The sequence below is a fragment of the Streptomyces sp. NPDC038200 genome (assembly GCF_055600785.1).
Window position 1 is genome coordinate 341,949 of record NZ_JBVJYH010000006.1, and the last position, 12,531, is coordinate 354,479.

The 12,531-nt window shown below is 71.3% G+C and carries 12 protein-coding genes and 1 pseudogene; 6 read left to right on the plus strand and 7 right to left on the minus strand.

What is annotated here, in order from left to right; translation table 11 throughout:
• Positions 1–102 precede the first annotated feature (102 nt).
• Positions 103–1,005, minus strand: coding sequence for a D-alanyl-D-alanine carboxypeptidase family protein (locus ACZ7KF_RS16000; RefSeq protein WP_471074147.1), 903 nt, complete (start codon positions 1,003–1,005; stop codon positions 103–105).
• Positions 1,006–1,195: 190 nt separating this feature from the next.
• Between ACZ7KF_RS16000 and ACZ7KF_RS16005 the strand changes: the two genes are divergently transcribed.
• The gene (locus ACZ7KF_RS16005; RefSeq protein ID WP_471074150.1) at positions 1,196–1,870 is read left to right on the plus strand and encodes a GntR family transcriptional regulator; all 675 of its coding nucleotides are present in this window, start codon (positions 1,196–1,198) and stop codon (positions 1,868–1,870) included.
• Positions 1,867–3,177: an MFS transporter gene (locus tag ACZ7KF_RS16010; RefSeq protein ID WP_471074153.1), complete on the plus strand. Its 1,311-nt coding sequence runs from the start codon at positions 1,867–1,869 to the stop codon at positions 3,175–3,177. The genes ACZ7KF_RS16005 and ACZ7KF_RS16010 overlap by 4 nt, the downstream gene beginning before the upstream one ends.
• A 281-nt stretch (positions 3,178–3,458) precedes the next feature.
• Here the strand turns inward: ACZ7KF_RS16010 and ACZ7KF_RS16015 are convergent.
• From ACZ7KF_RS16015 to ACZ7KF_RS16025, 3 genes and pseudogenes are all read right to left on the minus strand, one after another.
• Positions 3,459–4,434, minus strand: a pseudogene (locus ACZ7KF_RS16015) (transposase).
• A 49-nt stretch (positions 4,435–4,483) separates the two neighbouring features.
• Positions 4,484–5,191, minus strand: coding sequence for an alpha/beta fold hydrolase (locus tag ACZ7KF_RS16020; RefSeq protein ID WP_471074156.1), 708 nt, complete (start codon positions 5,189–5,191; stop codon positions 4,484–4,486).
• Positions 5,192–5,360: 169 nt separating this feature from the next.
• Positions 5,361–6,185 carry a maleylpyruvate isomerase family mycothiol-dependent enzyme gene (locus tag ACZ7KF_RS16025; RefSeq protein ID WP_471074159.1) on the minus strand — a complete coding sequence of 275 codons (825 nt, stop codon included), beginning with the start codon at positions 6,183–6,185 and terminating at the stop codon, positions 5,361–5,363.
• Between the two features lie 183 nt (positions 6,186–6,368).
• On the opposite strand from ACZ7KF_RS16025, the gene ACZ7KF_RS16030 reads away from it, so the two are divergent.
• Positions 6,369–7,193 (plus strand): carbon-nitrogen family hydrolase, encoded by an 825-nt coding sequence (locus tag ACZ7KF_RS16030; RefSeq protein WP_471074162.1) that lies wholly within the window; start codon positions 6,369–6,371, stop codon positions 7,191–7,193.
• Between the two features lie 118 nt (positions 7,194–7,311).
• Here the strand turns inward: ACZ7KF_RS16030 and ACZ7KF_RS16035 are convergent, their stop codons facing one another.
• Both ACZ7KF_RS16035 and ACZ7KF_RS16040 read right to left on the minus strand, forming a co-directional pair.
• Positions 7,312–7,806 (minus strand): LURP-one-related/scramblase family protein, encoded by a 495-nt coding sequence (locus ACZ7KF_RS16035; protein ID WP_471074164.1) that lies wholly within the window; start codon positions 7,804–7,806, stop codon positions 7,312–7,314.
• Between the two features lie 32 nt (positions 7,807–7,838).
• Positions 7,839–8,861, minus strand: a complete 1,023-nt coding sequence (locus ACZ7KF_RS16040) for a GlxA family transcriptional regulator (RefSeq protein WP_471074167.1) — start codon at positions 8,859–8,861, stop codon at positions 7,839–7,841.
• Between the two features lie 51 nt (positions 8,862–8,912).
• Here ACZ7KF_RS16040 and ACZ7KF_RS16045 point away from each other — a divergent pair, with 51 nt between their 5' ends.
• From ACZ7KF_RS16045 to ACZ7KF_RS16055, 3 genes are all read left to right on the plus strand, one after another.
• Positions 8,913–9,299: a cupin domain-containing protein gene (locus ACZ7KF_RS16045; RefSeq protein ID WP_471074170.1), complete on the plus strand. Its 387-nt coding sequence runs from the start codon at positions 8,913–8,915 to the stop codon at positions 9,297–9,299.
• 148 nt (positions 9,300–9,447) lie between these two features.
• Positions 9,448–10,302 carry a calcium-binding protein gene (locus ACZ7KF_RS16050; RefSeq protein ID WP_471074173.1) on the plus strand — a complete coding sequence of 285 codons (855 nt, stop codon included), beginning with the start codon at positions 9,448–9,450 and terminating at the stop codon, positions 10,300–10,302.
• 59 nt (positions 10,303–10,361) lie between these two features.
• Positions 10,362–12,227 (plus strand): NHL domain-containing thioredoxin family protein, encoded by a 1,866-nt coding sequence (locus ACZ7KF_RS16055; protein WP_471074176.1) that lies wholly within the window; start codon positions 10,362–10,364, stop codon positions 12,225–12,227.
• Here the strand turns inward: ACZ7KF_RS16055 and ACZ7KF_RS16060 are convergent.
• Positions 12,215–12,469 (minus strand): DUF6458 family protein, encoded by a 255-nt coding sequence (locus ACZ7KF_RS16060; RefSeq protein WP_471074179.1) that lies wholly within the window; start codon positions 12,467–12,469, stop codon positions 12,215–12,217. The two genes, ACZ7KF_RS16055 and ACZ7KF_RS16060, sit on opposite strands and share 13 nt — an antisense overlap.
• Positions 12,470–12,531: the final 62 nt, after the last annotated feature.

A 12,531-nucleotide genomic window follows, 5' to 3' on the forward strand; every position in this document is an offset into this window, starting at 1 on the left:
GGTGCTAATGACGCTAGCACCATATGCGTCATCGCGGGCTCCGGAGCAATGGAAAGGGCCCGCCGCTTCACGCGACGGGCCCTTTCCGGAAACGAACAGGCGTCAGCCGAGCTTGGCGAAGCCGTAGTTGAGCAGCTTCTTCGCGTCCGCCTCCCGCTGGGCGATGGAGGAGGAGGCGAGGACGGTGCCGATGACCGTCTTGCCGTTCCGCGTCGCCGCGAAGACCAGGCAGTACTTGGCCTCCGGACCGGAGCCGGTCTTCACGCCGATGGTGCCGCTGTAGCTGCTGAGCAGGCCGTTGGTGTTCTTCCACGCGGCCATCGTGCGGGTGCCGCCCGACTTCGTCTTCGTCTTGGCGGTGTACGACTTGGTCTTGACGACCGTGCGGAACGTGGAGCTCTTCATCGCGCTGCTGGCGATCTTCGTCAGGTCGCGCGGCGTCGAGTAGTTGTTGCCGTTGCCGATGCCGTCGAAGGAGTCGAAGTGAGTGTTCTTCAGGCCCAGGTTCTTGGCGGCGGTGTTCATCTTGCCGATGAAGTTCTTCACCCGCGCGGCCCGCGTGGAGCCGGAACCGTACTTGTCGGCGAGGGCGTAGGCGGCGTCGCAGCCGGACGGCAGCATCAGGCCGTACAGCAGCTGACGGACGGTCACCTTGTCGCCGACGATCAGGTGGGCCTGGGACGCGTTGTTCTTGACGACGTAGTCGCTGTACGCCTTCTGGATCACCACGGTGGAGTCGAGGTTGAGGTTCGACTGCGCGAGCACGACCTTGGCGGTCATGATCTTCGTGGTGGAACCGGTGGCGAGCCGGGTGTCCTTCTTCTTGTCGAACAGCGTGGAGCTGTTCGCGTTGTTCATCAGATATCCGCCCTTGGCCACGATCGAGGGCGTGGCGACGGCCTGGGCGGGCGCCGCGGTGAGGGCACCGGTGGCGAGCAGCGCGCCGGAGGTGACGGCGACGGCTGCGACTCTGCGGAGGCGGATGCCCTGGATGCCGGTAATCAAAGTGATATACCTCGAATGTCTTGAATGCCCCTGAAGTGCGGCCGAGTTGAGGTGGCAACGGGAGAGGGGCCGCATGTGTGTGACACGTAAGTAGCACAGAAGGTTGTGCAGTCGCTGCGAGAGGCGTTCGTCACGTCCGCATGATGGACGGCACTGCCGTATGCGTACGTGTTGTATCTATCCTGTGGGCATGAAAACGGCCGTCGAGCAGCCCGCTCCGCAGTCCCTCAAGCCGCCACCCGCCGCCGACCGCGTGTACACCCACGTCAAGCAGGGTGTCCTCGACCGCCGCTACGAGGGCGGCACGCTGCTGACCGAGGGCGAACTGGCCGAGGCCGTCGGCGTCTCGCGCACACCCGTCCGGGAGGCGCTGCTACGGCTGGAGGCCGAGGGCCTCATCCGGCTCTATCCGAAGAAGGGCGCCCTGGTCCTGCCGGTCTCCGCGCAGGAGATCGCGGACGTGGTGGAGACCCGGCTGCTGGTGGAGGAGCACGCGGCCCGCAAGGCCGTACCCGCCCCGCCGGGCCTGCTGGAGCGGCTGTCCGAGCTGCTGGAGCAGCAGAAGGCCCAGGCCGCCGCCGGTGACCTCGCCGCCGCCGCGGTCACCGACCGCTGCTTCCACGCCGAGATCGTGCGCAGCGGCGGCAACGAGATCCTCGCCCGCCTCTACGACCAGCTGCGCGACCGCCAGCTGCGGATGGGCGTCGCCGTCATGCACTCGCACCCCGACCGGATCGCCAAGACGCTCGCCGAGCACGAGGAGATCCTGGGCGCCCTGCGCGCCGGGGACGCGGAGGCGGCCGTCGCGGTCGTGCACCGGCATGTGAGCTGGTTCTCGCACCTCGCGCGAGGTGAGGTCCGATGAGCGCCACGGCGCGCACCGCCACTCTCCCGGGGGACCCGCCGGGCGGCCGCCGGGCCGTCGCCGTGTGGTCCATCGGCGTGGCCGTCTACTTCGTCGCCGTCATCTTCCGTACGTCGCTGGGCGTGGCCGGCCTCGACGCGGCCGACCGCTTCCACGTCAACGCCTCCGCCCTCTCGACGTTCTCCATACTCCAGCTGCTGGTCTACGCCGGCATGCAGATACCCGTCGGCCTGCTCGTCGACCGGCTCGGCACCAAGAAGGTGCTCAGCATCGGGGCGGTCCTGTTCACGGCCGGACAGCTGGGGTTCGCCTTCTCCCCGTCCTACGGCACCGCGCTCGCCTCCCGGGCACTGCTGGGCTGCGGCGACGCGATGACCTTCATCAGCGTGCTGCGGCTCGGCACCCGCTGGTTCCCCGCCCGGCGCGGGCCGCTGGTCGCGCAGCTGGCGGGGCTCGTCGGCATGGCGGGCAACCTGGTCTCCACCCTGGTCCTGTCCCGGCTGCTGCACGGCATCGGCTGGACCCCGGCGTTCGCCGGCAGCGCGCTGGCCGGCGCGGTCGTCCTGGTCCTGACGCTGCTGTTCCTCAAGGACCACCCCGAGGGACAGGAACCGGAGCCCTTCCCGCACCAGGGCGCGGCCTACGTCCGCCGGCAGATCGCGGCGTCCTGGCGGGAGCCGGGCACCCGCCTGGGGCTGTGGGTGCACTTCACCACCCAGTTCCCGGCGATGGTGTTCCTGCTGCTGTGGGGCCTGCCGTTCCTGGTCGAGGCGCAGGGACTCAGCCGCGCCACGGCCGGTGAACTGCTCACCCTCGTCGTCCTGTCCAACATGGTGATCGGCCTGGTCTACGGCCAGATCGTCGCCCGGCACCACGCGGCGCGGCTGCCGCTGGCGCTGGGCACGGTGGGCGCCACGGCGCTGATGTGGGCGGCGACGCTCGCGTACCCGGGGGAGCACGCGCCGATGTGGCTCCTGCTGGTGCTGTGCGCGGTGCTCGGCGCGTGCGGGCCCGCGTCGATGCTGGGCTTCGACTTCGCCCGGCCGGCCAACCCGCCCGAGCGACAGGGAACGGCGTCCGGCATCACCAACATGGGTGGATTCATCGCCTCCATGACGACGCTGTTCGCGATCGGCGTGCTGCTGGACGCGACCGGGGACGACTACACCGTGGCGTTCTCGGCGGTGTTCGTCCTCCAGGCGCTCGGTGTCAGCCAGATCCTGCGGCTGCGGGGGCGGGCGGCGCGGCGGGAGCGTGAGCGGTTGGTCGCCAGCCGGGTGGAGACGGTGCACGTGCCTGCGGCTTGAGCCGTGTGCCCCTCGCCCACCCACGCGCCACCCGTTTCCGGCCGGCCGAGAGGCCGGCCGACACGCGGGGGTGCCCGCCGCCGGCGGCTGCCCGTCGGGGGGCCTGCCGCCGGGCACTTGGCGGCGACGCCTGCCTCGGGTGTCCGCCGCCGGTTCCGGACGTCGGTGTCCCCCGTCGGGTGCCTGGCGTCGGGTGGCTGTCGCCGGTGTCCGTGTTCTTACGACGTCGTCGGCTATTGATGTTGAGGCGTGATGACCTGAGAGTTCGGCTGGTGGGTGATTTAGCAGGTCATCGGGCTGACGGGCACGAGTTCGGTGCTCGGTTTGCGGCGGGTGGGCCGCTGGGCGGCTCGGTCGGGGACCAGGCCGGCGATGGCCCGGTGCGTGGCCGGGTAGTGCTCACGGCGGCCGAGGAAGCGCTGCAGGGGGCGCCACTGCTTGTACTCCGCGTTGGCGTGTTCGACGCAGATCCGCGCTGAGGACTGGCGGCGCCGTTGCTCACGCCAGGCGTACTGGTCACCGAGCGGGGCGTCTTCCTTCGGCTTCTTCGGCGGCGCACTGATCTGTTCGGGGAACTCGTTCGCCAGACCCCGGTAACCCTCATCCACCTCGGCTCTCACGTCCGGGTGGACGGAATTGCTCGGCGATGCCTTCGGTGCGCATCGCGGTCTGATCGTGCATTCTTCCGGGCCGGTCGGCCCCGGGCCACAGGGTGCGGCCCTGACCATCGCTGATCGTGGTGGTCTTCATGGTGTTCTGCTTCTTCTTGCCGGAGACGAACGCGCAGCGGCCCGACCGGTGGGCCTTCGGGCGGCGGACCTGGGTCTCGGTCCCATCGATCCGCAAGGTCACCCCCTCCGCATCGGCGTAGGCGAACACGTCGGCCAATGTTCGCAGGCGCAGTCCAGACTGGCCGGGGACAGCGAAGCCGCGGTCGGCGAGCAGCGGGCGGATCTCGCCGATGGCCTCGGTGACGGTGGAGCGGCCGACCCCGTACAACTCGGCGAGCGCGGCGTGCGGGAGCTGAGTGCGCAGGTGGACCAGCACGACCAGCACTCGGTCGGTGAACACCACCTCGTGCTTGCGGCCGGCCCCGGCGCCACGGTGACGCTTCTCTCCCCGCCGTTGATGCAATGCCGATTCCCGCCGGGCCTGCCATGGCTCGGCCAACTCCTCGATCAAACCGCCGAGATGTGCACGCGAGACGCCGGTGAAGGCAGGATGGGACAAAGCCGCACGGGCCCACTTCTTGGTCACACTCGAAGAACCCGTGCGGCCGTCCCCACGTCACGGCCTGTGACCGCGCTCATCCTTGGCGGGCAGGCCGGAAGTTTTCCTCCAGGAACGCCGAAACCGCCTCGGTGAACGCCTCCGGAGCTGCGTGGTGGATCAGGTGTCCAACCGGGATGGTGACCACTCGCCCGCCAGGGATTCGGCGGGCGAGCTCGGCGACACCGTCCTGGGGAACATGACTGTGTGGGCCGCCGGCGAGCACGAGGGTTTCGGCGGTGATCTGGCCGAGTCGCTCCAGCCACCTGGGATCGGGCTGGTCGATCTGCCGCCTGACGGCCAGCACCATCTCCCAGTCAAAGGTCAGGGCGCCGTCCGGCCTGGCCGGGGTGCTCGGCTCGCGGGGACGGGGGACCGGCACATCCTCCAGAACGAGCCGGTTCACCCGCTGCGGATGGTCCTCCGCGAGCAGGTAGGCCACGATCCCGCCCATGGAGTGCCCGATCAGATCCACTGGTCCAAGTCCCAGCGCGTCCAGGAACCGGAGCACATCGGCCTGCATAAGTTCGAGTGAGTAGTCCCCCGGCCAGTCGCTTCGGCCGTGACCGCGAAGATCGAGGGCATACGCCCTTCGACTCCGGGCGAGGGCGGGCACAACCGCCTTCCAGTCGGTGGCATCCTCGCCCAGCGCGTGCAACAGGACGAGCGGCGGAGCATCCGGAGGACCCGACATCTGATAAGCCAGCCGGACCTCGCCAACGTCGACCGAGCGTTGATCAACCATGTCCGGAGGATATGCGGACGGGTCCTGCCGGAGATGGGCGTTCACCAGCAGCCGAACCACCATCCCCGGTCAGCGGCTCGGGTTCTCAGCCACACGGTTCTGGCCCCGATCTTCAATTGCCGACAACGCCGTTGCCGGGGCACCGGGGTCCCTACCGCGCTACCGGTTCCTACTGCGTCACCGTGAAATTCCGGAGGATCGCCGTCGCCAGATCCTGGTCGCCCTCCGTCTTCACCCGGTCCGCCACCGCCTCGGGGCTGACCCGGCCGCAGGCCAGACGGACGTAGGTCTCCCAGTCGAGGGTGAGGGTGGCGGCGGGGCCGAGGGCGGGAGCGGTCTCCACCGTGCCGCGGCCCTGGATGTCGACGCGGACGGTGCGCAGGAACTCGACCGGCCCGTGCACGTCGAAGACGATCGCCGAGCTGCGCGGGGCGTTCGCGTCCTCCGCGACCACCTTGGGCAGGGCCTCCAGCAGGACGTCCCGGGTGATGTACGCGCCCGGCGAGTCCAGGTTGCCGGGGCGGCCGAGGGCCGTACGCAGGTCCTGTTCGTGCACCCACACGTCGAACGCGCGGGCGCGGTAGGCCTGCTCCAGGGTGACCTCCGTGCCCAGCGGGCCGCGCATCAGGGTGCCGGGGTCACGGGACTCGTTGCGCAGCTGGCGGTTGCGGCGGATGACGGTGTACTCCAGCTCGGCCGTCATCTCCGGCGACGTGTGGTGGCGGCGGACGTCGACCTGCATCTCCATGTAACGCTGGTGCTCGGTGGTGACGTGGAAGAGGTCGCGCGGCAGGGAGTGGATGGGGCGCGGGTCCCCGAGCATCTCGCAGTCCAGGCCGATGACATGGGACACGATGTCCCGCACCGACCAGCCGGGGCAGGGGGTCCGCCGGTTCCACTCGCCCTCGACGAGCGGCTGCACCATCTCGGATATCGCTTCGATGGAGTGCGTCCAGGCGTCGGCGTAGGGCTGGAGGGTGGGATGCAGACTCACGGAACGGGACCCCTCGGCGGTCGGTACACGGGCAGGTGGTGGCGGCATTGCCAGCGGGCGGCGGCTGCACTTCGGCGGGCGTCTTGAGAGGCTAAGTTACGCTGCTGAAAGGCACCCCGGCAGTGCTTTCGTGTGACGATCGTAGGCCCGTGTGGACGACTCGAATGCCAGGACGGTGGTAGTGTGCGCGCCTCGCTGATCCAGATCGCCGTGGACGAGGACGAACCGGTCGACTCCCGACGGCGGCGCGTGGCCGCGCTGGTGCGGGAGCAGAGCGGGGCCGACCTCGTCGTACTGCCCGAACTGTGGACCACCGGCGCCTTCGCCTACGAGGAGTTCGGCCGCGAGGCCGAGCCGCTCGAAGGGCCGACGTACGAGGCGATGGCCAAGGCGGCCAGCGACGCGGGCGTGTGGCTGCACGCCGGCTCGATTCCCGAAAGGACGCCGTCGGACAGCGGCTCCGCCGCGGGGGACGGCGCCCTCTACAACACGTCTCTCGTCTTCTCCCCCTCCGGAGAACTGGCCGCGGCCTACCGCAAGATCCACCGCTTCGGCTTCGACAAGGGCGAGGCCGTGCTGATGGGCGCGGGCCGTGACCTGGTGACCGTCCGGCTGCCCGGAACCACGCTGGGCGTGGCCACCTGCTACGACCTCCGTTTCCCCGAACTCTTCCGTGGGCTGGTCGACGCCGGCGCCGAGACGCTGGTCATCCCGGCGGGCTGGCCCGAGCGGCGACGCGCGCACTGGACGCTGCTGGCCAAGGCGCGGGCGGTGGAGAACCAGGCGTTCGTGCTCGCCTGTGGAACGGCCGGGACCCACGCCGGAGTTCCCCAGGCCGGTCACTCGATCGTGGTGGATCCGTGGGGCGAGGTGCTCGCGGAGGCAGGCCCCGGCGAGGAGGTCCTCACGGTCGACCTCGACCCGGCGAAGGTGGCCGCGACCCGCGAGCAGTTCCCGGCGCTGAAGGACCGCGTCCTGGGTCTCGAACCGCCCCGGCGTCCGAGCTAGCCCCCGGCCCCCCGGCGAGCCCCCGGCCCCCCGGCGAGCCCTCGGCCCCCGGGCCCGGCCCACGGCCCCGGGCCAGCCCTCGCCGGCCCGCCGCGCCTCGCCGGCCCGCCGCGCCCCGTCAGTCCTCCTCGTCCTCCTTCTCGGCGAGGTGGATCACACACACCGCCACCGCGATCAGCAGCGCCGGATCGGCGTCCTCCCGTACGACGTCCACGCCGTACGTGTCGCGGACGGTCAGCCAGCGGCGGGAGATCACCGCGAGGAGTTCGCCGTCGAACTCCACGGCGAACTCCCGGTCGAGGATCTTGCCGCTCACGTCCAGTTCGGTACCGTCCACCAGGGAGACCCGGTAGTGGTTGCGCAGCAGGGAGAGCCGCTTGCGCCTGATCCGGGCCAGGGCCTCGCCGTCCCGCTCGATCACCATCGTGTCGCGCAGGGCGAGCATCTTCTGGTGAATGTCGATCAGGACCCGTCCCTGGGCGTCCTTCAGCTCGAAGGTGTCCCGCAGACGCATCGCCTTGCCGTCGACGAGGAACACCTTCCGTCCGTGCTCGTCCTCGATCCACCAGTCGTCACCGATGCCGAGGATCCGGTCGCGTACGAGGAATCTCATACCGATCAGGCTTCCCCGGCCCCGGCCGAACGTCACAGAACCGCGGTCGGACGGGTGGGTCCCCCGGCCGCCCGTCCCGCCGCCCCGTCCGCGGGCCGCGCTCCGAACCGCCTGCGGTACGCCGACGGGCTCAGCCCCGTCTCCCGCCGCAGCCGGGCCCGCAGATTGGCCGCCGTGCCCAGCCCGCTGCGCGCCGCCACGACGTCCAGCCGCTCCTCGCCCCGCTCGATCAGCCGGCACGCCAGTGCCACACGCTCCCCGGTGAGCCAGGCCAGCGGGGTCGTGCCCAGCTGGCCGCGGAAACGGCGGTGCAGGGTGGCGGGGGAGACGGCCGCGCGGGCGGCGAGGTCCGCGACGGTCAGCGGCTCGCCCAGCCGTTCCTGCGCCCAGGCCAGCAACGGCCCGAGGGACTCGTCGGGCACCGCGGGCACCGGCCGCTCCACGAACTGCCGCTGACCGCCGTCCCGGTGCGCGGCGAAGACCAGCCGCCGGGAGACGTGGTTGGCGATCTCCACGCCGTGGTCCCGGCGGACGAGATGCAGCCCCAGGTCGAGCGCGGAGGCGCTGCCGGAGGCGGTGAGGATGTCGCCGTCGTCCACGAAGAGCACGTCCGCCTCCAGGCGCACCCGGGGGAAACGGGCCCGGAACGCCTCCGCCCACATCCAGTGGCAGGCCGCCCGGCGCCCGTCCAGCAGCCCGGCCTCCGCGAGGGTGAACGCGCCCGAGCAGAAGCCGACGAGCCGGGCGCCCCGCGCGTGCGCCCGCCGGATCACGTCCAGGACGCGTTCCGAGCGGGGTACCTCGGTGTCGGGCCGGTTCGGCACGATCAGTGTGTCGGCCGACTCGGCGGCCTCCAGCCCGGCCACCCCGGTGAGCGTGAAGAAACCGTCCCGCATCCGCGTCCGGGACCCGGCCGCGCACAGCCGGAAGTCGTACAGCTCCCGCCCCAGCTCGGGCCGCGCGAGCCCGAAGATCTCGATGGCACAGCTCATCTCGAAGGGATTGGAGTTGTCGTCGACCACCAGGACGACACGGTGAGAGGATCGTTGCGGCATATGCGATTTCTAGCACTCGTCCGGCGGCCCGGCCACGCGCACGATGAGTCCATGGAACCGATCTCCCTGGACGACGCCCTGGCCTCCTTCACCGAGCGCTGGAGCCCCCGCATCGTCACCGCCGTCAACGACTACGACGTGCGCGTGGCCAAGGTGGAGGGCGAGCACCTCTGGCACGCGCACGAGCACACCGACGAGTTCTTCCTGGTTCTCGCCGGCGAACTGCGCATCGGCCTGCGTGAACCGGCCGGCGAGCGCACGGTGGTCCTGCCCAAGGGGTCGGTGTTCACCGTCCCGCGCGGGATCGAGCACAAGCCGTACGCGCCCGTGCCGACCGAGATCCTGGTCTTCGAACCCACCGGGACCCTGAGCGTCGGCGACCGGCACGAGGACGTCCCCGGCCACGTGGACGCGACCACGGGCCACGCGCTCACCTGACCGGGCGCCGGAATCCGTCCGGACACCAGGTGTGCGCCGAGTGAACTTACGTGGTCGGCAGGCGAGGTGACCAACCAACGGTCCCGGCTCCGAGTCGAACGGTGCGAAGTCGGCGGAAGAATCCGCCCGTTCCTCTCGGAGGTCCACCATGTCCCTGCGCCCCGACCGCCGCCGGCCCGTGCGCTCGCTCGCCCTGGCCGTCGGCGCGGCCGCCCTGGCCGCGCCCTTCGCCCTGGCCGGCAGCGCCTCCGCGGCCACCACACCGGCCACCGCCGAGGTCAACCCGTACGACTGGCAGCTCACCTACCGGGCCGCCGCCGGCCAGACCAACAAGGCCACCGTCACCGCGACGCTCACCGCGGACCGCACGGGCATCACGTACGTGATCGACGACGTCGTCCCGGTCGAGGCGGGCCACGACTGCGGCCATCCCGTCGCCACGGATCCCACCAAGGTCTCCTGCACGGTCACCAGCGTGGACAGCCAGGACCCCTACGCCGCCCTGATCATGGACCTCGGCGACCGCGACGACACGGTCGCGTACAGGAACGCCACCGACCAGGTGTACTCCTACGCCGAGATATCGCTGGGCGCCGGCAACGACAGGGCGACGGACTCCGGCCGCCTCGACGGCGCGTACGTCTCGGGCGACGCGGGCGGCGACACCATCACCGTGGGCGAGCTGGGCCTGGCCTGGGGCGGCGACGGCAACGACACGATCAACGCGAGCGGCGGCGACAACATCGTGCAGGGCGGCAAGGGCGACGACACGCTGCACGGCGGCGCCGGAGCGCAGTACCTGTCCGGCGACGACGGCAAGGACACGCTCACCGGCGGAACCGGCGCCGACACCCTGTACGGCGGCAAGGGCGACGACGTCCTGTACGGCAACAGCGGCAACGACAAGCTCTACGGCAACAGCGGCAACGACAAGCTGTACGGCGGCCCCGGCCACGACACCCTATCCGGCGGCCCCGGCCGCAACGTGGTCCACCAGGACTGACGGCGGAGCCGCGCACGGTCCCGAACCGGCCGCCGGCACCTGGTGGCACCCTGGGATCCATGACCGACTCCGCACGCCGCCGCGCCCGTGTCCGTGCCCCCGAACTGACCGGCGGGGGCGGATGGATCAACACCGGTGGCAAGGAGCTGAAGCTGGCCGACTTCCGAGGCCGCGTGCTGATCCTGGATTTCTGGACCTTCTGCTGCATCAACTGCCTGCACGTCCTGGACGAGCTGCGCGCGTTGGAGGAGAAGCACCGGGACACGCTCGTGGTGGTCGGGGTGCACTCGCCGAAGTTCGTGCACGAGGCCGAGCACCGGGCGGTCGTGGATGCCGTGGAGCGGTACGGCGTGGCGCACCCCGTGCTGGACGATCCGGAGCTGGCCACCTGGAAGCAGTACGCGGTGCGTGCCTGGCCGACGCTGGCGGTGGTCGACCCCGAGGGATACGTCGTCGCCCAGTACGCGGGCGAGGGCCATGTGCACGCCATCGAGCGGCTGGTGTCGGAGCTGGCGGCCGAGCACGAGGCGAAGGGCACCCTGCGCCGCGGTGACGGCCCCTACGTGCCGCCGGAGCCGGAGCCGACGATCCTGCGCTTCCCCGGCAAGGCGCTGCTTCTGCCGTCGGGGAACTTGCTGGTCAGCGACACCACCCGGCATCAGCTGGTGGAACTGGAGGAGGACGGGGAGACGGTCGTGCGGCGCATCGGCTCCGGAGGCCGCGGGTTCGCCGACGGCGGCCCGCGGGAGGCGTCCTTCAACGAGCCGCAGGGCCTCGCGCTGCTCGACGACGGCTCGGTGGTGGTCGCCGACACCGTCAATCACGCCGTGCGCCGCCTGGACCCGGCGACCGGCGAGGTGACCACCCTGGCCGGCACCGGCAGGCAGTGGTGGCGGGGTTCGGCGACCTCCGGTCCGGCCCGTGAGGTGGACCTCTCCTCGCCCTGGGACGTGGCGGTCTTCGGCGGGAGGGTGTGGATCGCCATGGCCGGCGTCCACCAGCTGTGGACGTACGACCCGGTGGCCGGGGCCGTCGGCGTGGCGGCGGGTACCGCCGACGAGGGTCTGGTGGACGGTCCCGGCGCCGAGGCGTGGTTCGCGCAGCCCTCCGGTCTCGCCGCCACCGCGGACCGGCTCTGGCTCGCCGACTCCGAGACCTCCGCCCTGCGCTGGGTGGACCGGGACGGACACGTCCACACCGCCGTCGGCACCGGCCTGTTCGACTTCGGCCACCGGGACGGCGCCGCCGGCCAGGCCCTCCTCCAGCATCCGCTGGGCGTCACCGCCCTGCCGGACGGGTCGGTCGCCGTCGCCGACACCTACAACCACGCCCTGCGCCGCTACGACCCCGCCACCGGCGAGGTCACCACGCTCGCCACCGATCTGCGCGAGCCCAGCGACGCCGTCCTCGTCGGCGAGGACATCGTGGTCGTGGAGTCGGCGCGGCACCGCCTGACCCGGCTGCGGCTGCCCGAGGAGGCGGTCCGCGCGGAATCGGCCGCCCACCGCACCGGGCGCACGGCGACCGAGGTCGCTCCCGGCGGCCTCCGCCTCGACGTGGTCTTCCAGGCCCCGGCCGGTCGGAAGCTGGACACCCGCCACGGCCCCGCCACCCGCCTGCGAGTCTCCTCCACCCCGCCCGAGCTGCTGCTCAAGGGCGAGGGAGCGGACACGGAGCTGTCCCGCGAGCTGGAGCTGAACCCGGCCGTCACCGAGGGTGTCCTGCACGTCTCGGCGAGGGCGGCCAGCTGCGACGACCCCGCTCGGGACACCTCCCGGCCGGAGGACGGGGAAGCGTACCCCGCCTGCCACGTCCACCAGCGGGACTGGGGCGTCCCGGTCCGCCTCACGGAGGGCGGGGCGGACCGGCTGCCGCTGGTGCTGGCGGGGACGGACGAGCGGGACAGCCCGCCTCAGACGCCGTAGCCGTCGGTGTAGCCGTCGCCGCGGTGGTGGTGGTGCGGTTCCTCGTCGACGACCGGGGTCGTCGGCGGTACCACCACCCGGCGGCGGCGGGCGATGCCGCTGAACGTCGCCACTCCGATCAGACCCACGGCCATCAGGATCAGGCCGACGACCGTGAGGTTGACGCCCTGCATGTGCCAGTCGGTCGCGAACGTCAGGATGGCTCCCACGGCGATGAGAATGATGCACCCGCCGAGCCCCATGAGACCTCGCCTCCCCTTCCGGTTCCGGAATCTCCGGTGCCGTGCGGGTACCCGGCGAGGGC